Source organism: Kumtagia ephedrae (genome assembly GCF_003012745.1).
GTDB classification, from domain to species: Bacteria; Pseudomonadota; Alphaproteobacteria; order Rhizobiales; family Rhizobiaceae; genus Kumtagia; species Kumtagia ephedrae.
This window is the reverse complement of the sequence record NZ_PXYK01000024.1, coordinates 62,121-81,894: the sequence shown is the minus strand read 5'-3', so window position 1 is coordinate 81,894 and position 19,774 is coordinate 62,121. Positions and strand designations below refer to the sequence as shown.

Here is a 19,774-nt window from a genome sequence, read left to right as displayed (position 1 = left end):
CTACGCCGCTGCGATCGTCAGTTTCGCGGCGGCCTTGTCCAAAGCCTGCGCGATGTCGCGCGGCGGCGCGCGGTCGGTGACCAGCTCGCCGAAGCCGTCGAAACCGCAGACCTGGACAAGGCCCTGCCGGCCGAATTTCGAGTGGTCGGTCACCACCAGCCGGCGGGCGCCGCGCGACAGCACCATGCGGGCGAACTCCGCCTCCTCCAGATCGTAGTCCATGACGCCCATGACCGCATCGACGGCTCCGGTGCTGATCACCGCGTGGTTGACGCTGAAGCGGCTGACGAACTCCACCGCCGAGCCGCCGAAGGCAGCGCCCGAATCGCTGCGCAGCTCGCCGCCGGCCATATAGACCTTGTTGCCGTTGACGGTGGCGAGCGTGCGGGCGATGTCTGAGGAGTTGGTGATCACGGTCAGCCGCCGGTGGCTGAGCAGCTCGCGGGCAAGGAAGCTCGTCGTCGTGCCGGTGTCCAGCATGACGGAGTCGCCGTCGCGGATGGTCGCCGCCACCGTCCTGGCGATGAGACGCTTGGCGTCGGCGTTCTCGCGCATGCGCCGCTCGAACGGCGCTTCGCCGGCCAGCGCCGGCAGGCCGATGGCGCCGTGCATCTTCAGCACCGAGCCGTCGCTGGTGAGCGGCTTCACGTCGCGGCGCACCGTCTCCAGCGAGACGTTGAGCCTGGTGGCGAGATCGGCGATGGTGATGGTGCCGGCCTCCTGCACCAGGCGCAGGATCTCGCCATGCCGCTTGGAATGGTTCATCAGGGTGTCCCGTCCCGGCGCCTCTCTCTGCCCGGTTGATACGGGAAATGCCGAGAGAACACAACGAATCCGCGGCTCCGCCGGTCAACAACGCAGAAATAGCCACAGCTTTTGTTGACACGGCAAAAAGACCGCAAGACAGTGCCGGCCGTGAGGAGCAGGGTACCGGCATGACGGCCACGGAAGACCGCATTCGCGCGCTGCCGCTGTGGAAGGGACCGGTAACGATCGAGCCGCTGAAGGGCGGCCTCAGCAATGAGAGCTTTCTGGTCACCGATCCCGGAGGACGGCACGTCGTGCGGCTCGGCCGCGACTTTCCCTTCCACCACGTCTACCGCGAGCGCGAGATCATGGCGGCGCGCGCCGCCGAGGCGGCCGGCTTCGGCCCCGCCGTGCATTTCGCCGAGCCGGGCGTCATGGTCACCGCTTTCCTCGGCGCCCGCACCTATGGGGGCGGCGACGTGCGCGCCAATGCCGGCCGCGTCGCCGCGCTGGTGCGGCGTTTTCACGAGGAGATGCCGCGCCATGTCTCGGGCGCCGGCTTCATGTTCTGGGTGTTCCACGTCGTCCGCGACTATGCGCGCACGCTCGCCGCCGGCGGAAGCCGCCTGAGGGCGGAGCTGCCGCGCTTCCTGGCGCTCGCCGAGGAACTGGAGCAGGCGCAGAAGCCGCTGCCGATCGTGTTCGGCCACAACGACCTGCTGCCCGCCAACTTCCTCGACGACGGCGAGCGGCTCTGGCTGATCGATTTCGAATATGCGGGGTTCAACACCGCCATGTTCGACGTCGCCGGCATCGCCTCCAATGCCGGGATGGACGAGCCCGAGGCGGACGCCCTGCTCGCCGCCTATTTCGGCGAGACGCCGGACCCTTCGCTGCGCCGCGCCTTCGCGGCAATGCAATGCGCCTCGCTGCTGCGCGAGGCGATGTGGAGCCTGGTGTCGGAACTCCACCTCGACGCGCCCGGCGCCGACTACGCTGCCTACACCGCCGAGAACCTGGAGCGGCTGGAAACCGCGCTGGATCGGTATCGGGCAGCCTTCGGGCGATAGAAGCCGGCACCGCCTTAAAGCCATCGGGCGCTGATCAGAGCCCTTGCCGTCACATCTGCGTGAAGCCGGCCGGCGCTGGGCCGACGGCCCAGCTTTCGCCGCGCGCGACACCTATCTCGCCGGCATGAACAGACGCGTGCTCCTTTGCCTCGCCGCCTCCGCCGCGCTCGCGCGGCCCGCTGTCGCCCGGGCCCAGACCCCGCCCGCGACGGTCCCTGACCTGCTCGACGAGGCGGAAAGCCTCACCGCGCTCAAGACCGTGCTGGTGCTGCGCAACGGCGAGACCGTCGCCGAGCGCGGCTATCGCGGCAACACGCTTGGCGGCCCGACCAACATCAAGTCGGCGTCGAAATCGATCGTCTCGGCACTGGTGGGCATCGCCATCGACAAGGGACTGCTGGACGGGCCGGACCAGAAGATCGCGCCGCTGCTGCGCGCCGACCTGCCGGCCGACCCCGATCCGCGCATGGGCGAGATCACCATCGGCCACCTGCTGTCCATGCAGTCGGGGCTGGGCCGCACCTCCGGCCCGAACTACGGCCGCTGGGTCTCCAGCTCCAACTGGGTGCGCGCCGCCCTCGCCATGCCGTTCGAGGAGGAGCCGGGCGGGCCGATGCTCTATTCCACCGGCTCGACGCATCTGCTTTCGGCCATCCTGACGCGGGTGGGCAAAAAATCCACGCTGGCGCTCGCCCGCGACTGGCTCGGGCCGCTCGACGGTTTCCGCATCGCCTCCTGGGACCGCGACCCGCAGGGCATCTATGTCGGCGGCAACCAGATGGCGATGAGCGCCCGCTCGCTCGCCGCCTTCGGCGAACTCTACCGCAATCAGGGCCGCGCGCCGGATGGCGAGCAGCTCGTGCCGGCCCACTGGATCGCACAATCCTGGCAGCCGCGCACCATTTCGCGCTTCAACGGCGACGGCTACGGCTATGGCTGGTTCCTGCGCCCGCTCGGCGGGCGCGAGGCCGTCTACGCCTGGGGCTATGGCGGGCAGATGCTCTACATCGTGCCCGGCCTCGAGCTGACGATCGTCATGACCTCGGCGGAGGACAATCCGTCGGCACGCAACGGCTACCGCGACGAGCTGCACGCGCTGGCGACCGGCGTCATTGCGGCGGTCGAGGCGGCATAAAGCCAAAATCCCTGGCCGGGGTCATCGGGAAGTGCCCAGGTGCGTCCTTCGAGGCTCGCCCGCAAAAGAGCCGCCTGACGAGCGAAGCCTACGAGGCGCTCACCTTCTCCCCGAAGGTCGAAAAAAACTCGCCGGCGAGCTTTTTCGAGGTCGAGCTGACCAACCGGCTGCCGAGCTGGGCGATCTTGCCGCCGACGTCGGCCTTGGCCGCGTATTTCAGCAGCGTCTCGTTGGGGCCGGCCTCGCTCAGCGTCACGTCGGCGCCGCCCTTGGCGAAGCCGGCGATGCCGCCCTTGCCCTCGCCGGAGATCGTGTAGGAATGCGGCGGGTTGAGCTTGGTGAGCGTCACCTCGCCGTTGAACGTCGCCTTGATCGGGCCGATCTTCAGCACCACCGTGGCGGCGAGTTCCGTGTCGGAGGTCTTTTCCAGGCTCTGGCAGCCGGGAATGCAGGCCTTCAGCACCTCGGGATCGTTCAGCCCGGCCCAGACCTTTGCGATCGGGGCGGCGATCGTTTCCTCGCCTTCGATGGTGAGCGCCATGGAACGTCCTCCGCGATGATGGTGCGCAAGGCCTAGCCGACGGGGAAGGCGCTGTCCATCGCACCAAAGTGCTGGCTGGTCCGCGGCGGCTACTGGTCCAACCGCGCGCCAAGCAGAAACGCCGGCAGCTCCGCGATCGAATCCAGCACCACGTCGGCCAGCGGCGCAAGGCTGTCGCGCGTGCCGGTGCCGGACAGCACGCCGACCGCCAGGCCGGCGCCGCCCGCCCGCGCCATTTCGAGGTCGTGGCGGTTGTCGCCCACCATGGCGATCTGCGACGGCTTGAGGCCGGTCAGGTCGCAGAAGGCATAGATCGTGTCGGGCGCCGGTTTTGGCTTGGCGACGCCGTCATAGCCGTAGGCCGCGTCGAACATCTGCGCCACGCCGAGCGCCGCCAGCGTCTTCTCCGCACCGCCGGTGGAATCGTTGGTGGCCACCCCCAGCCGGAAGCCGGCGGCATGCAGCGCGGCGATGGCGTCGCGGCTGCCGGGCAGCGGCACGGACTGCGCCGCGCCCGCTTCCGCGGTGAAGCGGTCGAAACCGACCGTCATTTCGGCCCGCTCGGCGGCCGGCACCTGCGGATACCACAGGGCCACGATGTCGGCATTGGTGCCGGCGGCGAACACCGAGTCGGCCTTGAAGCGGTGCGCGGAAAAATCGTAGCCGGCGATCGCCAGCAGCGCGTTCGCCTTGTCGCGATCGCCGCCCGCCGCCTGCAGCGCGAGCAGGTCGCCGATCGCGAACCACGTCGCCTGGAAGTCGACCAGTGTCCCGTCCTTGTCGAACAGGATGCCTTTGATGTCTTGCAAGATTTTGCCCTCGCCCCGTGTCGCCGTTCTAGCCCCGTAGCGCCCTGATATGCGCCACCAGGCCGGCCGTCGAGGCGTCGCTGCCTGCGGCATCCTTTTTGCCTTCCACGACCGGCAGCAGCGCCGTCGCCAGCTCCTTGCCGAGCTCGACGCCCCACTGGTCGAAGGAATTGATGTCGAACAGCGTGCCTTCGACGAAGACGCGGTGCTCGTAGAGCGCGATCAGCCGGCCGAGCGTGCGCGGGTCGAGCTTTTCGTAGAGGATCGTCACCGACGGCCGGTTGCCGGAGAAGACGCGGTGCGGCGCGATCCTGTCGACCTCGTCCGCCTTCATGCCCTTGGCCAGCATCTGGCTCTTCGCCTCGTCGAGCGTGCGGCCCTTCATCAGCGCCTCCGATTGCGCCAGACAGTTGGCGAGCAGCAGGTCGTGATGGTGCTTCAGCTCCGGCTCGTGGCCTTGGGCCGCCACCAGGAACTCGACCGGGATGATGTCGGTCCCCTGGTGCAGCAGCTGGAAGAAGGCGTGCTGGCCGTTGGTGCCCGGCTCGCCCCACACCAGCGGGCCGGTGGGCGTCGCCACCGCCCTGCCGTCGAGCGTCACGCCCTTGCCGTTCGATTCCATGTCGAGCTGCTGCAGATAGGCGGGCAGGCGTGCCAGCCGCTGGTCGTAGGGGATGACGGCGCGCGCCGGGTAGCCGCAGACGACGCGGTGCCAGAAGCCAACGAGACCCATCACCGCCGGAATGTTTTCGAGCAGCGGCCTGGTGGCGAAATGCCGGTCCATCTCATGCGCGCCGGCCAGGAAGGCGCGGAAATTGTCGGCGCCGATGGCGATCATGATCGGCAGGCCGATCGCCGACCACAGCGAATAGCGGCCGCCGACCCAGTCCCAGAAGCCGAACACGCGCTCCGGCGCGATGCCGAACGCCGCGACCTTGTCGAGCGCCGTCGACACCGCGGCGAAATGCTTCCCGGTCGCCGCCGCGCCCAGCGCCGCCACGATCCAGTTCCGCGCCGTCTCGGCATTGGTCATCGTCTCCACCGTGGTGAAGGTCTTGGACGCGACGATGAACAGCGTCGTCTCCGGCGACAGGCCTTTCAGCATGTCATGCATGTGCGCGCCGTCGATATTGGAGACGTAGTGCGCGCGCGGCCCGTCATGGTAGGGCGCGAGCGCCAGCGTCGCCATCACCGGGCCGAGGTCCGAGCCGCCGATGCCGATATTGACGACGTCGGTGATCTTCTTGCCGGTCGCGCCTGTCGCCGAGCCGTCGCGCACCGCGTCGGAGAAGCGCCGCATGGCGTTGAGCACGGCATGCACCTCGGGAACCACGTCGATGCCGTCGAGCAGGACCGAGGTGCCGGCCGGGTTGCGCAACGCGGTGTGCAGCACGGCGCGGTTTTCGGTGATGTTGATCTTCTGCCCGGAGAACATCGCATCGCGCCGAGCCGCGACCCCGGCCGCCGTGGCGAACTCGCCCAGCAGCCGCATGGTCTCGGCGTCGACGGCGCATTTCGACCAGTCGAGCAAAAGGTCGCCGTCGCCGAGCGAGAAGGCGGCGAATCGGCCGGGATCGGCGGCGAACGCCGCGCGCATGTCGGAAGGCGTTTTGGCGCGATGCGCGCGCAGGGCGTCGAGCGCCGCTTTGGTGGAAGCTGTCGTCACGGCTCTTCTCCGCAAGCTGGATGGCCAACCGGCTGGCCAATAGCACGGCTTTGCGTCGCTGGGGACAGCGGCGCGGGAAATTCAATCGTTTCGCATCGCGCTCATCGGCTGGCGGCCGTGCTGGCCCGACCTTGATGCATCACTGGTACAAATCCTTGCGATCAGAAATTTTCATTGGCGCAAGTCGTTGGACCAAGAATACCATTCACTGGTCCAAAAAGTATGAAGAATAATCTTGTTCGAGGAAACGCCGATGCCCCAGAGAAACGACACGGCCATATGGTCCGGCCTCTTCCGCATCTCGGCCGAATCCGGCCAGACCTTGCAGGCCCAGATCCGTCAGGCGATCGTCGCCGCCATTCTCGACCGCCAGATCGCAGCCTCCATGCCGCTGCCGTCCTGCCGCATCCTGGCGGAAAAACTCGGCGTGGCGCGCGGCACGGTGGTGCTCGCCTTCCAGCAGCTGGTGGACCAGGGTTTTCTCGTGGCGCGCGAGCGTCGCGGCCACTTCGTCAATCCCGAGGTGCTGGCCACCCCCGCCAAGCCGCACCACAGGCAGCAGGAGACGGCGAGCGAGGTCGACTGGAAGGCGCTGCGCCAGTTCGCGCCCAGCGAGATGCCGCGTCCGGCCAAGCACGAGAACTGGATCAAGTCGTCCTATCCGTTCGTATACGGCCAGTTCGACCCGGCGCTGTTCCCGACCGCCGAATGGCGCGAGTGCAACCGCATGGCGCTGGCCGTGCTGGAGATCCGCAACTGGGCGGCCGACATGGTCGATCGCGACGATCCGCTGCTGATCGAGCAGATCCAGGCGCGGCTCTTGCCCAGGCGCGGCATCTTCGCCAATCCCGACGAGATCATCGTCACGCTTGGCGCGCAGAACGCGCTCTACATGCTGGCGACGCTGCTGATGGCCAAGGGCACCAGGGTGGCGATGGAGGATCCGGGCTATCCCGACGCCCGCTCGATCTTCCGGCTGGCCGGCGCCGAAATTGTGCCGACGCCGGTTGACGGCTCCGGCATTGTCACCTCGGCGATCCCCGACGCAGCCAATTTCGTCTTCGTCACGCCGAGCCATCATTGCCCGACCATGGTGCCGCTGTCTGCCGAGCGCCGGCAGGATCTGCTCGAGCGCGCCAGCCGCAACGACCAGATCGTCATCGAGGACGGCTATGACAGCCAGCTGATCGACGAGGCGCCGCAGCAGGCGCTGAAGAGCCTCGACCGTTCGGGGCGCGTCATCTATGTCGGCTCGATGTCGAAGACGCTCGCGCCCGGCCTGCGCATGGGCTACATCGTCGCGCCGGCGCCGCTGGTGGCCGAGCTGCGGGCGCTGCGGCGCTTCATGTTCCGCCATCCGCCGGCCAACAACCAGCGCGCGGTCGCGCTGTTCCTGTCGCTCGGCCATCACGAGGCGCTGGTGCGCCGCCTGTCCAGCGCCTTCGAGGAGCGGCGCAAGCGGCTCTCCCAGGCGATCTCCGCCTTCCTGCCGGAATGGCGCTCGACCGACTCGGCCGGCGGCACCTCGCTCTGGCTGGAGGGCCCGCGAGGCATCGATGCACGTGGCCTGGCGGAAGCGGCGGCGGCGCGCAGCGTCATCATCGAGCCGGGCGACCGCTTCTTCGACGGCGCGCAGAAGCCGGCCCGCTTCATGCGCCTCGGCATCTCCTCGATCGCGCTGCAGCACATCGAGCCCGGCATCCGCGAGCTGGCGACCGCGGCGGGAAGGCGGCCGGCGGCGGCATAAACGCCGGTCGACGGTCTTCCGTCATCCTCGGGCTTGTCCCGAGCATGACGGCCACTCTAGCGCTTCGGCAGCCATTTCTTCTCGATCCGGCAGACCATTGTGTAGGCCGGATCGAAGACGTTGCCGACGTCGTAGCGGACGACCTGGCCCATGAGATGGCTGGCGGCCGCCGGGCTCAGGCCATGCTCGCTGGTCAACCAGTTGAACATGTCGGTCGTCGCATGCTGCAACGCCTGGTCGAGCGGCCGGGCGTTGCCGACCGAAAAGATGTCCGTGGCGTTCTCGCCACGCGGCCACACCAGAGCGCGGCGCTTTTCGACGGTCAGCCGCAACTCGACCTCGAAGCAGGTTTCGATGCCGGTGCCGACGATCTCGCCGTCGCCCTGCGTTGCGTGGCAATCGCCGAGGAAGAACAGCGCGCCGGGCACGGCCACGGGGAACCACACGGTCGCGCCGGGACCGAATCCTCGATAGTCCATGTTGCCGCCGTTTTCGGCGCTGGTGGCGGTCGAGAATGCCTGGCCCAGCTCCGGCGCAACGCCGAAGCAGCCGATCATCGGCTCGAGCGGCAGCGTGAGATGCTCGAGGCCCGGCACCGGCGGGTCGAGCGTCACCGTCAAGCCCTGCCGGTCGACCCGCCAGTTGACCTTGTCGCGCGGCGGCAGGCCGCGCACGAATTCCGGATCGACGACGTTGCCCGCCAGCGACGCGCGGGTCCAGCCGGTGGCGCGGATCGGCGTCATGCGCACGATCTCGACCCGCAGCGCGTCCCCCGGCTCCGCGCCGGTCACGAAGATCGGGCCGTTCATCGGGTTCGGCTCGGCGGCCCGCTGCTCGCCGTCCCTGTCGATGCCATGCGCGTCGAGCGTCTCGGTGATCACCGTGTCGCCCGAAGCGATGGTGAGGGCCGCGGGCAAGGTGCCCAGCACGTTGTGCCATTGGGTGGCGGTGAAGCGATGTGTCGTCATGGATGAAGCCGTAGCCGAGCCCCGCGGGCACGGCAAGCCATCGCTTCACTCGGCGGTCGTGCCCGCTCGCGACCCGGCGGAGGGTGCGCCGCCGCTGCGCGCCGCGCCGCCCGCGGAGGCGGCGCAGGGTTGGCTATTGCGCGGCGAGCTCATCGTGCCCGGCAAGCCGCGGGCGTCACCCGACGGTCCCGCACGGCCGCTAACCAGCGCTTTTTCTGGACCATCTTGCCGTATTGTCTGGTCCATCCGTCCGTCACGGCGGCGGAGCATAGTCCACGTCAAGGGGACTGTTCGGACGAGCCACCGGCCCGCGGTTTCACAGTGGCCGGATCGTTCCGCGAAGGGAGAAAGAGCATGTCGGCTCCGGCGGAGATTGCGACCGTGGTGCAGGATTCCGCGGCGGAAGCGCGCTCGCGCCGCTCCGGCGGGCGCGAGGCGCGCCGGGCGCTGAGGGCCGCGCCGCTTGCCGACGACGTCCGCCCGGTCCGCCCCGGGCTGGAAGGCGGCAGGTACAAGCCTTTGGTCCAGAACGACCTGGAGCGCATCCACGAGGCCGTGCTGACTCTGCTCGAAACCGTCGGCTTCGCCAATGCCATCCCGAGTTGCGCCGATGTCTGCGTCAAGGCCGGTGCGATCCTCGGCGCCGACGGCCGCCTGCGCTTCCCGCGCGGCCTGATCGAGGCGACGATCCGCAAGGCCGCCCGCAACTTCACGCTGCACGGCCAGGACCCCCGCCACGACATGCTGATCCAGGGCACGCGCGTCCACTACGGCACGGCCGGTGCGGCGGTGCATCTGGTCGACGTGGAGAAGCGCGAATACCGCGAGTCGCAGCTCCAGGACATCTACGACGCCGCCCGCCTCGTCGACGGGCTCGACAACATTCATTTCTTCCAGCGCCCGATGGTGCCGCGCGACGTGCCCGACCCGCTCGCCATGGATTTCAACACGCTCTACGCCTGCGTGATGGGCACCTCGAAGCATGTCGGCACGTCCTTCACCGTGCGCGAGAACGTCGCGCCGGCGCTGGAGATGCTCTACGCCATCGCCGGCGGCGAGGAGAGGTTCCGCGCAAGACCCTTCGTGTCGAACTCCAACTGCTTCGTCGTGCCGCCGATGAAATTCGCCGAGGATGCCTGCGGCGTGCTGGAGGCCTGCGTCGAAGGCGGCATCCCGATCCTGCTGCTGTCGGCCGGGCAGGCCGGAGCGACTGCGCCGGCGGCGATCGCCGGCGCGGTGGTGCAGGCGGTGGCCGAGGTGCTGGTCGGGCTGGTCTACGTCAACGCGCTCAAGCCTGGTCATCCCGCCATCTTCGGCACCTGGCCGTTCGTGTCGGATCTGCGGACCGGCGCCATGTCCGGCGGCTCGGCCGAGCAGGCGCTGCTGACGGCCGCCTGTGCGCAGATGGCGCAGTTCTACGACCTGCCGGGCGGTTCCGCCGCCGGCATGGCCGATTCGAAGCTGCCCGACATCCAGTCCGGCTTCGAAAAGGGCATCACCGACGTCATGGCGGGCCTGTCGGGCCTCAATCTGGTCTACGAATCGGCCGGCATGCATGCCTCGCTGCTCGGCTTCTGCCTGGAAAGCCTGATCATCGACAACGACATGCTGGGCTATTGCCAGCGCTGCGTGCGCGGCATCGAGGTCACCGACGCCGCGCTGTCGATCGATACCATCACGGAAGTCTGCCTCAACGGCCCCGGCCATTATCTCGGCAACGAGCAGACGCTGCGCCTCATGCAGACCGAATATTTCTATCCCGCCGTCGGCGACCGTTTTTCGCCCAAGGAATGGAACGAGAAGGGCAAGCCCGACATTCTTGCGCGCGCCATCGCCGAGAAGAAGCGCGTGCTCGCTGAGCGCTTCCCCCGCCATGTGCCGAAGCTTCTGGACGACCGCCTGCGCGCCACCTTCGGCGACCTGATCAAGCTGCCGCGCAGCGGCATGGGGTTGTGAGAAAGCCCTCTGCCTCTTCTGAGCCTTCCTGACGCCGGACAGAGAACCCCCTCTCCGTCTCGCCCTTCGGGCTCGCCACCTCTCTCCCGCTTCGCAGGGGCGAGGAACCCAGGCTGGACAAGCGCCGGCGTCACGGCAGCAATTCCTCGCCCCCACGAAGTGGGGGAGAGGTGGCGAGCCCGAAGGGCGAGACGGAGAGGGGGAGTACTCCGCCGAGCGTCGGCGACACGATCAATCGTGACGTGCACCCTCCATCACAACCGCCTCGACGAAACGCCTCAGCCCGTCCTCGACAAAATCGTCCAGCCTTCCCCGGGGATCGAACCCCCACCACAGCAGCGAGCCCTGCCATTGCGACGCCATCAGCAGGCCGATGCCCGGCGGCGCGTGCGGCGTGGCGGAAAAGCACGCCTCCAGGGCGCCCGTCAACGCCTCTTTCCACGCCGCGCCGCGCGCCCGCAAGGCCGGGTCGCGCAGGTCCTCGCGCAGCACCAGCAGGCCCTCGGCATAGGCTTCGATGCCGCCATAGTCGCCCGACAGGCCGACCAGCATTTGCACCGCGCCGTCCGGTGTCTTGGCTACCGTTCCGGCGAGGCGAGCCGTCTTGTCGTCCAGCCCGTCCCAGGCGTGCAGCAGGGCGGCGCGCTTCAGTTCGTCCTTGCCGCCAAAACGCTGCACCAGCGTCGCCGGCGACAGCCCGCAGGCTGTTGCCAGGCTGGCGAAGGTCAGCGCCTCGGGTCCGCGCTCGTGGATGATGCGCAGCGCCGCCTCCAGCACGTCGCGGTCGGGCAGTGTTTTTGGCCGGGGCATCTTGACTTCCGTTTATAACCGAATAATCATTTATATATCTTGAAACGACGGCGGGCGCCAGCCCGACGCGACGGATAATTCGGGAGAATCCAATGACGCTGCAAGGAAAAGTGGCGCTGGTCGCCGGCGCGACGCGCGGGGCCGGCCGCGGCATCGCGACCGAACTGGGGGCGGCGGGCGCGACGGTCTATGTCAGCGGGCGCACGACCCGCGACCGGCAGTCCGAATACCAGCGGCCGGAGACCATCGAAGAGACGGCCGAGCTGGTGACGGCGGCCGGCGGCACGGGCATCGCCGTTCCGACCGACCATCTCGTGCCGGAGGAGGTGAAGGCGCTGGTGACCCGTATCCGCGCCGAGCAGGGCCGCCTCGACATCCTGGTCAACGACATCTGGGGCGGCGAAAAGCTGTTCGAATGGAACAAGCCGGTCTGGGACCACGATCTCGGCAACGGCCTGCGCATGCTGCGGCTCGGCATCGACACCCATCTGATCACCGCCCATTACGCGCTGCCGCTCATGATCGAGCGGCCTGGCGGCCTCCTGGTGGAGGTCACCGACGGCACCGCCGAGTACAATGCCACGACCTATCGGCTGTCGCCCTTCTACGATCTCGCCAAGGTGGCGGTGAACCGCATGGGCTGGTCGCATGCCAAGGACCTCGCCCCGCATGGCGCCACCTCGGTGTCGCTGACGCCGGGCTGGCTGCGCTCCGAGATGATGCTGGAGGCCTTCGGCGTCCGCGAGGACAATTGGCGCGACGCGACCGCGAAGGTGCCGCATTTCGTCATCTCGGAGACGCCGCGCTTCGTCGGCCGCGCCGTGGCGGCGCTCGCCGCCGACCCGCAGCGGGCGCGCTGGAACGGCCAGTCGCTGTCCAGCGGCGGGCTGGCGCAGGTCTACGGCTTCACCGACCTCGACGGCTCGCGGCCCGATGCGTGGCGCTACATCGTCGAGGTGGAGCATGCCGGCAAGCCGGCCGACGCGACCGGCTATCGGTAAGTAAGGGCTTACAAGGTTCCGGACGGTATCGATCCGCCGCTTACCGGCCGAGCGTCGACAGCGTGATCCTCGTCATCGCCCTGTCGACATGCGTGGCGATGTCGCCGCGCTCGACGCCGATGTCGCGCAGCGCGCGGTCGTCGAGCTTCTCCAGGTCGTTGATCGCGCGTCGGCGCCAAAAGGCGCCGCGCATGAATTCGGCAAGCCGCAGGGCGAGCGAAGGCGTTCGCTCCGCGCATGCCGGCGGAGCGCAGACAGCAGGGGTAATCATGTCCATCGCTTTCAGAATGTTTCCTGCCTACTAAAATAGGGCATTGAAATAAAAAGGGAAAACGAGGAATATTTGCATGGTCTACAAACTTTTCTTGAAGATGGTGGGATCGTGCATATCCCTGGGACACGCGCGCTGAAGGTGCTGCATGCCGCGGGCCGCCACCTCAATTTTTCGCGCGCGGCGGCCGAGCTCGGGCTGACGCCGGCCGCCGTGAGCCATCAGATCAAGGAGATCGAGGATCAGCTCGGCGTCGCGCTGTTCCTGCGCACCAGCCGCACCATCCGCCTGACGCCGGCCGGCGCGGTCTTCCACGAGGCGGCCGGCGAGGCGCTCGACCTGCTCGGCAAGGCGGCGGCGCGGGCGCGAAAACTGTCGCGCGGCGTCACCCAACTCAAGATTACGATGGATGGCCTGTTCGCATCGAAATGGATGGTGCCCAGGCTCGACCGCTTCCGCGAGAGATGGCCGGACATCGAGCTTCTGTTCGACATCTGCTTCGACCTCAGGGATTTCGGCCGCGACGACGTCGACATGGCCATCCGCTTCGGCGCCGGCCGTTATGCCGGGCTGGCGTCGCACCGGCTGTTCGACAACCTCATCGTCCCGGTGTGCAGCCCGCGCCTGCTCAAGTCGGGGCCGCCGCTGAAGGAGCCGCGCGACCTGCTGCGCCACACGCTGGTCCATATCGAATGGTCGCGCCAGGGCGTCACCTGGCCGAACTGGCGCATGTGGATGGCGGCCGCCGGCATCGACGACTTCGACGACCGCCGCTGCGTGCTGTTCTCCGATTCCGGCAGCGTCATCCAGGCGGCGATCGAGGGCAATGTCGTGGCGCTCTGCGATTTCTCGATGGTGGCCAACGACCTGTCGGCTGGCCGGCTGGTGCGGCCTTTCGATCTCGGCCTGAAGATGGCGCCGGAATTCGCCTATTATCTCGTCTATCCCGTCGAGATGACCGACGAGCCGCGCGTCTCCGCCTTCCGCGCCTGGATGCTCGAAGAGGTGCGGCAGACCCCGGCGGAGGGGTTTTCCGGCGGAATCTGAAGCGATCTGGCCTCGGACGTTACCCTCGACACCCGATCGGCTGTCGGGTTCATATATTCCGCCGACTTTGGTGGCGAAGCCAAAGTCGGCGGAAGACTGGCTGCGTCTGGATGGTAAGCTACAACCAATCGAGATGCCTGAAACACGTTAGCCGGTCCTCGGGGGAGAGAAAGCGCCGGCCGCGATGCCTCTGCCCACGCCGCAGCGCCGGCGCCTTGCCATGTTCACTCCCGCTGGGTAGGTCAGCGGCGAGGAGGATTGAATTGCATGGCCCGGCTCACCACGATCGGCTTCGACGCCGATGACACGCTCTGGCAGAACGAGCAGTTCTATCAGATGACGGAGAAGCGGTTTCAGGCGCTGCTTGCCGACTACGCGGCGCCGGAGCACCTGTCCGCGCGGCTGCTGGAGGCGGCCAGGCGCAACATCGCCTTCTACGGCTTCGGCATAAAAAGCTTCACCCTGTCGATGATCGAGACCGCGGTCGAGATCACCGAAGGCAAGGCGCCGTCCTCCGTCGTCGGCGAGATTCTTGCGGCCGGCCGCGAGATGCTGGCGCATCCGATCGAGACCCTGCCGCATGCCGCCGAGACGCTGGAGCGGCTCCGCGGCCGCTATCGTCTTGTGCTCATCACCAAGGGCGACCTGATCGACCAGGAGCGCAAGCTGGCGCAGTCCGGGCTCGGCGATTTCTTCGAGGCGGTCGAGATCGTCAGCGACAAGTCGGTCGGCACCTACGAGCGCATCTTCGCCCGCCACGGCGACGGCGCGGCGCACGCCATGATGGTCGGCAACTCGCTGAAGTCGGATGTCGTGCCGGCGCTCAGGGCAGGCAGCTGGGGCGTCTATGTGCCGCACGACCTCACCTGGGCCTTCGAGCATGCCGAGGCTCCTGCCGACCAGCCGCGCTATCGCGAGATCGTCCATCTCGGCGAGCTGGCGGGCCTGATCGAGACCATCGGGTAAGGGGCGCGGGAGCTGGTTTCCGGTCCACGGACAGCTCGAAAATTCGTCCTCACGGGTTCGATGCTCGAAGTGGCGGCAGGGGACAGTTTATTTTCTTTCCGTAGAAAAGCGGTGCCGCTTCAAGGCTGGTGCTGGCAGAAAAAGGCAACTGTCCCCAGCACTTACCCGCTTTCTCCGCAATCCCGGCGGCAGGCAAGAGACGCGTTTCAGCCGATTTCTATCCCCTCCCTTTCCGTCTCTCCGATAATCCCCGGCAGTTCCTCCCGCGGGAACGCCGGTCGCGACGGTGGTTTGGTGGGGAGGGACCGGCGCCTCCGGTGCGGGAAGACGTAGCCCGCGCTCGGGGAGGCCCGTCCGAAGGTTCCTCCTCCGCAACTATGTGCGGGGCGCACTGGACGAGTGCTGCGGCATGGCCAGCCGAGGCGACGCAAGAAGCCGGAGCCGGAGCTATAGCGAAGCGGAACGGGATGGTGCCCGAAATCGCCGGCGGGGCGCGAAGGCCGCGCCATGTTTTTACTAAAGAGGCTCGGCCCAGCGCCCCGCTTCCCGACTTCTCCCTCCGCGGCAGGGAGCGCTCTTTGAACAATGGCCAGGGCCGCAAGGCAGCGTGGCGAGGATGAGGCGCGGCCTTCCCTCCTCCTTGAGGGGAGGGTGGCCGCGAAGCGGCCGGGTGGGGTCGCCGCGGCAGTGCTCGACCGAAGGCATCCTGCAGTCGGCGGTTCCGGAAGCGCGTCCGCCGCCTCCCCGTCAACTGGCGCCGCTCCTCGAACTCAATGATACTCGAGGCCCACCACGCCTGGAAGGCGCCTCTCCGTCCCGGGCTCGCCGAAGGATTACGGGAAGAAGTGACCGGCGGGACGACGGGGATGGCGCCGGCCGTCAGGGCAGCCAACCGCTGGCATTACTCCGGCACGCGATCCTGCCGACCCTCGGTCGCCGCGACCGCATCCCCCCAGTCGAGCCGCCGGGCGATGCGAAAAGTTTCGCCCTCGCGCTTGGTCACGGTCGTCTCGCCGGCCGAGCCGTCGGCGCGGCAGAGCTTCAGCTTCACCATGCCTTTGGCGGCCCGCGGCGGAGCGATGACGCGTGCGGCCGGCTGGTCTCCCGGCCGGCGCGAGGCGGCGACGAAGATGTACTTCTCGTCCTCCCACGGCACGTCGCCGTCCTTGGCCAGCCGGTGCAGCCGCGAGCGGGTGACGCGCCGCGAGAAATGGCACCAGTCGGGCGGCGCGAGCGGACAGGGGGCAGCGTGCGGGCAGGGAGCGAGCAGATGCGCGCCGGCGGCGATCAGCCGCTCGCGAACGGCAAGGATGCGGGCCCAGCCCGCCGGCGTGCCGGGTTCGACCACCACCAGCACCCCGGCGGTCAGCGCCCACAGCCGGTCGACCAGCGGCGGCAGCGCCTGCGGCGCGAGCTCGTCGAGCACGTAGGACAGCGTGACCAGGTCGGCGGGGCCGAGAGCGGGCAGCGTACGCGTGGCGTCGCCGGCGATCCAGCGGGTCTCGGCGGCGGGCAGGGCAGTGGCGAGCGTCTCGCCGGCGGCGCGCGCCGCCGCGCTCGCCTCGACAAGCTGCGCATCGGCGAGGCTGGGCCAGCGATCGCTCGCCGCCCACAGCACGGTGCCCGGACCGGCGCCGAGATCGAGCAGCGTTTGCGGCGCGAAATCCGGCAGCACCTCCGAGACGGCCTCGAAGCTGGCGCGCACGGCGGCATAGGTCGCCGGCAGCCGCGTCGCCAGATAGGCCTTGACCGCGAGCTCGCCGTCGAGATGCAGCCGCCCGTCGCGCAGCTCGGCGCGGTAGCGGCTGGACAGCAGGCCGGCGGCGCGGCGCAGCTCGGCCAGAGGCGTGTTCTCCAGCAGCCGGTCGACCGTCTGCCGCAGGGCTGGAGGCAGCTCCATGTTCAGGCGGGGCGCGGCACGAACAGGATGACGGATGCGCCGGCGAGGCAGACGGCTGCCCCCAGCATGTCCCAGCGGTCCGGCCGCATGCCTTCGGCGAGCCAAAGCCAGGCGAGCGACGCGGCGATATAGATGCCGCCATAGGCGGCATAGGCGCGGCCGGCGGCCTCGGCGTCCGTCAGCGCCAGCAGCCAGGCGAAGGCGGCGAGCGAGAGCAGGCCGGGCGCCAGCCAAAGCGGCGACCTGTCCAGCCGCCACCATGCCCAGAAGGCGAAGCAGCCGGCGATCTCTGCAAGCGCCGCCGCGGCGAAGACCAGGTAGTTCATGAAACGGATCCGATGCTGATCGGCGCTATGTTGCAGGTGGCCGGCGCGAACTCAAGGCGCCCGCCGGCAGCCGGGGATGGAGGATCGCCCGCACCTTCCGGAGCATGGCGGCTCTTCCTCGCCGGACGAAGCCGGCGGCAGCCGAAGTGTCTTGCAACCGTAACGCGCCTCCCTTACAATTCAATTGCTTGGAAGTACGTGGGCTCCGTCCGTCCGTTGGGCGCGGGGCAGTTCATCCGGCCCAGGCTCCAGTTCGCAGAAAACTTTTCTGCGGGAGCTTCTGCCGTGCCCATTGCCCCAGGCCACGTTTTCGCTCCCGCAGTTTTTTCCCCAATGCTGCCGTGCGGCGTCCAGCGCCCTCGTGGTGAGCTTTGTCGAACCACAAGGGGCCAGATGCGGCCCCGGGGGTGCCGACCGGCTACTCCCGATCGGAGACCTTGCGGCGGCCGCGCTTCGGCTTTTGCGCCGGTGCATCGATCTCGCGATGCGCCATCTCGCGCATGGCCAGCGCCTTCTCGCATTTGTCCATGTAGCCGCGGGTGACCGGCACCGTGTCGTTCCTGCGGGTGAGCTGGATCTGGAAGACCATCATGTCCTGCCAGCGGAACGCCGCTTCCGAGCCGGACAGGTAGAATTCCCACATGCGGCAGAAGCGCTCGTCATAGATCGCCTTGGCCTTGTCGCGGTTGGCCAGGAAGCGCTCGCGCCAGTGCTTCAGCGTGTCGGCATAGTGCAGCCGCAGGATCTCGATGTCTCCGACCATCAGCCCTGACTTCTCGATCGCCGGCAGCACCTCGGACAGCGCCGGAATGTAGCCGCCGGGGAAGATGTGCTTGCGGATGAAGGCGTTGGTGGCGGATGGCGGGCCGAAGCGGCCGATCGAATGCAGCAGCATGACGCCGTCGGGCTTGAGCAGCGTCGCGCATTTGTCGAAGAAGGTGCGGTAGTGGTTGACGCCGACATGCTCGAACATGCCGACCGAGACGATGCGGTCGAAGCGTTCGCTGAGGCTGCGATAGTCGCGGATCTCGAAATGCACATGGCCTTCCAGGCCTTCGGCCCGCACCCGCTCGGTGGAGACCGCGTGCTGCTCGGTCGACAGCGTCACGCCGAGCACGTCGGCCTCGAAATTCTTGGCGATGTAGAGGCCGAGGCCGCCCCAGCCCGAGCCGATGTCGAGCACGGACTGACCCGGTTTCAGCGCAAGCTTGGCGGCGATGTGGCGCTTCTTGGCGAGTTGCGCCTCCTCCAGCGTCATGTCCGGCCGCTCGAAATAGGCGCAGGAATACTGCATGTCCTCGTCAAGGAAGAGCTTGTAGATCTCGCCGGAGAGATCGTAGTGCCGCTGCACGTTGCGCTTCGAGCGCGCCGCGGTGTTGACCTGCTGGAGCCGGCGGAAGGCGACCCGCAGCCCTTCGACGGCGCGCGTCCACGCATCCGTCGCGCCCATCGGACCGATATTGACGTAGACGAGCTTCAGGAAGGACAGCACGTCGCCTTCGAGGAAGTCCAGTTCCTCCTCCATGAAGGCCTCGCCGATCGCCAGCGTCGGGTGCAGCGTGATCGCACGTTCGGCATGCGCCGTCTTGATGTGCAGGTGCACCAGCGGTCCGCTGCCGTCGCCGAAGGTCGAGGTGCCACCGTTCGGGCCGGTGATCTTCAGGTGTCCGATTCGCACGACGCGATCGATGATACGCTTCAAAAGGATGTTCATGGCCGTATGCCCCTGGCAGGAACACGCTTCGTCAGTGAAACTGTCCTATTGTGCGGCAAAAAGTTGCAGCTTGAAAAGTTCCATTTGGCCTAAATTTTGTGAGTGATCATAAGGCCAGATGGCACGCGGTCCGCAAGGACGGGGAACAGGTTTGCCGTTGCCGGTCTTCGAGATCATCGGCGGCCGACGGGCCGCCCGCACGCCGCGACCGATCAGCCTGCGAGATGACCGGCGACAAAGGCGCCGGCCGATGCCGTCGCCGCCCGCCCGGCGGAGAGCCGCGCCGACCACAGATGCCAGGCGTGGATCATGTGCGGCCACACCTCGAGCCGGGTCGCCACATCCGCCGCGCCAAGCCTGCCGGCGATCCGGACGGCGTCGTCGAGCAGCGTTTCCGCCGATCCGACCTGCACCAGGATCGGCGGAAGGCCGGCCAGCTCGGCGCACAGGGGCGATACCAGCGGGTCGCGCGGATCATGCCCCGCGAGATAGTTGTCGGCGAGCTGCTCGAGATAGTCCCGGTGGATCAGCGGGTCGATCGCCGCCTTGCCGTCCATGCTGGCGCCGGTCATTTCGAGGTCGACCCAGGGCGACACCAGCCAGGCGCAGGCCGGCAGCGGCCGGCCGCTGTCGCGCAGCCGCACCATCAGCGCAAGAGAGAGACCGCCGCCGGCGCTGTCGCCACCCACGGCGATCCGGGTGGCTGGATAGCCGTCGTTCAGCAGGAACTCGAACGCGGCCGTCGTATCGTCGAGCGCCGCCGGAAACGGGTTTTCGGGAGCGAGGCGGTATCCGAGGGCGAGCGTCCGGACTTTGGCGGCGCGGCCGATCTCGCTCACCATGGCGCGATGGCTGCGGATTGAGCCGGAGCAGTAGCCGCCGCCATGGAAGAACAGGAGGACCTTGCCGGCATCGCTGCCCGGCGCAAGCGACCATTCCGCCCGGCAGCCGCCGATCTCCACCGTTTCGAAGCCGATATCGGGCGCCACGCCATCCACCGAGGCGACCGCATCCAGCCGCTCCCGGCGCTCTGCCAGGCTATCGGGCCGCGGCAGCGAGGTGAGGAGGGCTCTTACGCCGTCGATCTCCGAACCCGGCAC

At 68.1% G+C, this 19,774-nt stretch carries 18 protein-coding genes; 7 read left to right on the top strand and 11 right to left on the bottom strand.

The window, feature by feature from the left end; translation table 11 throughout:
* A complete protein-coding gene (locus C7I84_RS22110; RefSeq protein ID WP_106774382.1) occupies nt 1-765 on the bottom strand; it encodes a DeoR/GlpR family DNA-binding transcription regulator in 765 nt (254 codons plus the stop codon).
* 170 nt (nt 766-935) lie between these two features.
* Between C7I84_RS22110 and C7I84_RS22105 the strand changes: the two genes are divergently transcribed.
* Nucleotides 936-1,817: a phosphotransferase family protein gene (locus C7I84_RS22105; protein WP_106774381.1), complete on the top strand. Its 882-nt coding sequence runs from the start codon at nt 936-938 to the stop codon at nt 1,815-1,817.
* Between the two features lie 124 nt (nt 1,818-1,941).
* Nucleotides 1,942-2,952 carry a serine hydrolase domain-containing protein gene (locus C7I84_RS22100; RefSeq protein ID WP_106774399.1) on the top strand — a complete coding sequence of 337 codons (1,011 nt, stop codon included), beginning with the start codon at nt 1,942-1,944 and terminating at the stop codon, nt 2,950-2,952.
* A gap of 88 nt (nt 2,953-3,040) precedes the next feature.
* Here C7I84_RS22100 and C7I84_RS22095 read toward each other — a convergent pair whose 3' ends face one another.
* From C7I84_RS22095 to pgi, 3 genes are all read right to left on the bottom strand, one after another.
* On the bottom strand, nt 3,041-3,493 hold the full coding sequence (locus C7I84_RS22095) for an SRPBCC family protein (protein WP_106774380.1): 453 nt from the start codon (nt 3,491-3,493) through the stop codon (nt 3,041-3,043).
* A gap of 89 nt (nt 3,494-3,582) precedes the next feature.
* Complete coding sequence (locus tag C7I84_RS22090; protein ID WP_106774379.1) at nt 3,583-4,302, bottom strand: HAD family hydrolase; 720 nt, start codon at nt 4,300-4,302, stop codon at nt 3,583-3,585.
* Nucleotides 4,303-4,330: 28 nt separating this feature from the next.
* On the bottom strand, nt 4,331-5,968 hold the full coding sequence (gene pgi / locus C7I84_RS22085; RefSeq protein WP_106774378.1) for a glucose-6-phosphate isomerase: 1,638 nt from the start codon (nt 5,966-5,968) through the stop codon (nt 4,331-4,333).
* Nucleotides 5,969-6,221: 253 nt separating this feature from the next.
* Between pgi and pdxR the strand changes: the two genes are divergently transcribed.
* Entirely contained in the window at nt 6,222-7,715 is a 1,494-nt protein-coding gene (pdxR, locus tag C7I84_RS22080) for a MocR-like pyridoxine biosynthesis transcription factor PdxR (protein ID WP_106774398.1), read from the top strand.
* A gap of 56 nt (nt 7,716-7,771) precedes the next feature.
* On the opposite strand, the gene C7I84_RS22075 is transcribed toward pdxR, so the two are convergent.
* Nucleotides 7,772-8,683 carry an acetamidase/formamidase family protein gene (locus C7I84_RS22075; protein WP_106774377.1) on the bottom strand — a complete coding sequence of 304 codons (912 nt, stop codon included), beginning with the start codon at nt 8,681-8,683 and terminating at the stop codon, nt 7,772-7,774.
* Between the two features lie 354 nt (nt 8,684-9,037).
* Between C7I84_RS22075 and C7I84_RS22070 the strand changes: the two genes are divergently transcribed.
* Nucleotides 9,038-10,639, top strand: a complete 1,602-nt coding sequence (locus tag C7I84_RS22070) for a trimethylamine methyltransferase family protein (protein ID WP_106774376.1) — start codon at nt 9,038-9,040, stop codon at nt 10,637-10,639.
* A gap of 231 nt (nt 10,640-10,870) precedes the next feature.
* On the opposite strand, the gene C7I84_RS22065 is transcribed toward C7I84_RS22070, so the two are convergent.
* Nucleotides 10,871-11,449 carry a TetR/AcrR family transcriptional regulator gene (locus tag C7I84_RS22065; RefSeq protein ID WP_106774375.1) on the bottom strand — a complete coding sequence of 193 codons (579 nt, stop codon included), beginning with the start codon at nt 11,447-11,449 and terminating at the stop codon, nt 10,871-10,873.
* A 92-nt stretch (nt 11,450-11,541) separates the two neighbouring features.
* Between C7I84_RS22065 and C7I84_RS22060 the strand changes: the two genes are divergently transcribed.
* Nucleotides 11,542-12,450: an SDR family oxidoreductase gene (locus tag C7I84_RS22060; protein WP_106774374.1), complete on the top strand. Its 909-nt coding sequence runs from the start codon at nt 11,542-11,544 to the stop codon at nt 12,448-12,450.
* Between the two features lie 40 nt (nt 12,451-12,490).
* Here the strand turns inward: C7I84_RS22060 and C7I84_RS22055 are convergent, their stop codons facing one another.
* The gene (locus tag C7I84_RS22055) at nt 12,491-12,643 is read right to left on the bottom strand and encodes a YjiS-like domain-containing protein (RefSeq protein WP_245428563.1); all 153 of its coding nucleotides are present in this window, start codon (nt 12,641-12,643) and stop codon (nt 12,491-12,493) included.
* Between the two features lie 186 nt (nt 12,644-12,829).
* Here C7I84_RS22055 and gcvA point away from each other — a divergent pair, with 186 nt between their 5' ends.
* Nucleotides 12,830-13,768: a transcriptional regulator GcvA gene (gene gcvA / locus C7I84_RS22050; protein ID WP_106774396.1), complete on the top strand. Its 939-nt coding sequence runs from the start codon at nt 12,830-12,832 to the stop codon at nt 13,766-13,768.
* 267 nt (nt 13,769-14,035) lie between these two features.
* The gene (locus C7I84_RS22045; protein ID WP_106774373.1) at nt 14,036-14,734 is read left to right on the top strand and encodes an HAD family hydrolase; all 699 of its coding nucleotides are present in this window, start codon (nt 14,036-14,038) and stop codon (nt 14,732-14,734) included.
* Nucleotides 14,735-15,635: 901 nt separating this feature from the next.
* Here the strand turns inward: C7I84_RS22045 and C7I84_RS22040 are convergent.
* From C7I84_RS22040 to C7I84_RS22025, 4 genes are all read right to left on the bottom strand, one after another.
* Nucleotides 15,636-16,634: a small ribosomal subunit Rsm22 family protein gene (locus C7I84_RS22040; RefSeq protein WP_106774372.1), complete on the bottom strand. Its 999-nt coding sequence runs from the start codon at nt 16,632-16,634 to the stop codon at nt 15,636-15,638.
* 2 nt (nt 16,635-16,636) lie between these two features.
* Nucleotides 16,637-16,960, bottom strand: a complete 324-nt coding sequence (locus C7I84_RS22035; RefSeq protein ID WP_106774371.1) for a YnfA family protein — start codon at nt 16,958-16,960, stop codon at nt 16,637-16,639.
* A 418-nt stretch (nt 16,961-17,378) separates the two neighbouring features.
* Nucleotides 17,379-18,674: a cyclopropane fatty acid synthase gene (locus C7I84_RS22030; RefSeq protein ID WP_106774370.1), complete on the bottom strand. Its 1,296-nt coding sequence runs from the start codon at nt 18,672-18,674 to the stop codon at nt 17,379-17,381.
* A gap of 212 nt (nt 18,675-18,886) precedes the next feature.
* Entirely contained in the window at nt 18,887-19,774 is an 888-nt protein-coding gene (locus tag C7I84_RS22025; protein ID WP_106774369.1) for an alpha/beta hydrolase, read from the bottom strand.

What these genes read in the sequence shown, in the direction of transcription:
- C7I84_RS22110 (WP_106774382.1), bottom strand. Translation starts at nt 765, where the DNA reads ATGAACCATTCCAAGCGGCATGGCGAGATCCTGCGCCTGGTGCAGGAG.
- C7I84_RS22105 (WP_106774381.1), top strand. Translation starts at nt 936, where the DNA reads ATGACGGCCACGGAAGACCGCATTCGCGCGCTGCCGCTGTGGAAGGGA.
- C7I84_RS22100 (WP_106774399.1), top strand. Translation starts at nt 1,942, where the DNA reads ATGAACAGACGCGTGCTCCTTTGCCTCGCCGCCTCCGCCGCGCTCGCG.
- C7I84_RS22095 (WP_106774380.1), bottom strand. Translation starts at nt 3,493, where the DNA reads ATGGCGCTCACCATCGAAGGCGAGGAAACGATCGCCGCCCCGATCGCA.
- pdxR (WP_106774398.1), top strand. Translation starts at nt 6,222, where the DNA reads ATGCCCCAGAGAAACGACACGGCCATATGGTCCGGCCTCTTCCGCATC.
- C7I84_RS22075 (WP_106774377.1), bottom strand. Translation starts at nt 8,683, where the DNA reads ATGACGACACATCGCTTCACCGCCACCCAATGGCACAACGTGCTGGGC.
- C7I84_RS22070 (WP_106774376.1), top strand. Translation starts at nt 9,038, where the DNA reads ATGTCGGCTCCGGCGGAGATTGCGACCGTGGTGCAGGATTCCGCGGCG.
- C7I84_RS22065 (WP_106774375.1), bottom strand. Translation starts at nt 11,449, where the DNA reads ATGCCCCGGCCAAAAACACTGCCCGACCGCGACGTGCTGGAGGCGGCG.
- C7I84_RS22060 (WP_106774374.1), top strand. Translation starts at nt 11,542, where the DNA reads ATGACGCTGCAAGGAAAAGTGGCGCTGGTCGCCGGCGCGACGCGCGGG.
- C7I84_RS22055 (WP_245428563.1), bottom strand. Translation starts at nt 12,643, where the DNA reads ATGCGCGGCGCCTTTTGGCGCCGACGCGCGATCAACGACCTGGAGAAG.
- C7I84_RS22045 (WP_106774373.1), top strand. Translation starts at nt 14,036, where the DNA reads ATGGCCCGGCTCACCACGATCGGCTTCGACGCCGATGACACGCTCTGG.
- C7I84_RS22040 (WP_106774372.1), bottom strand. Translation starts at nt 16,634, where the DNA reads ATGGAGCTGCCTCCAGCCCTGCGGCAGACGGTCGACCGGCTGCTGGAG.
- C7I84_RS22035 (WP_106774371.1), bottom strand. Translation starts at nt 16,960, where the DNA reads ATGAACTACCTGGTCTTCGCCGCGGCGGCGCTTGCAGAGATCGCCGGC.
- C7I84_RS22030 (WP_106774370.1), bottom strand. Translation starts at nt 18,674, where the DNA reads ATGAACATCCTTTTGAAGCGTATCATCGATCGCGTCGTGCGAATCGGA.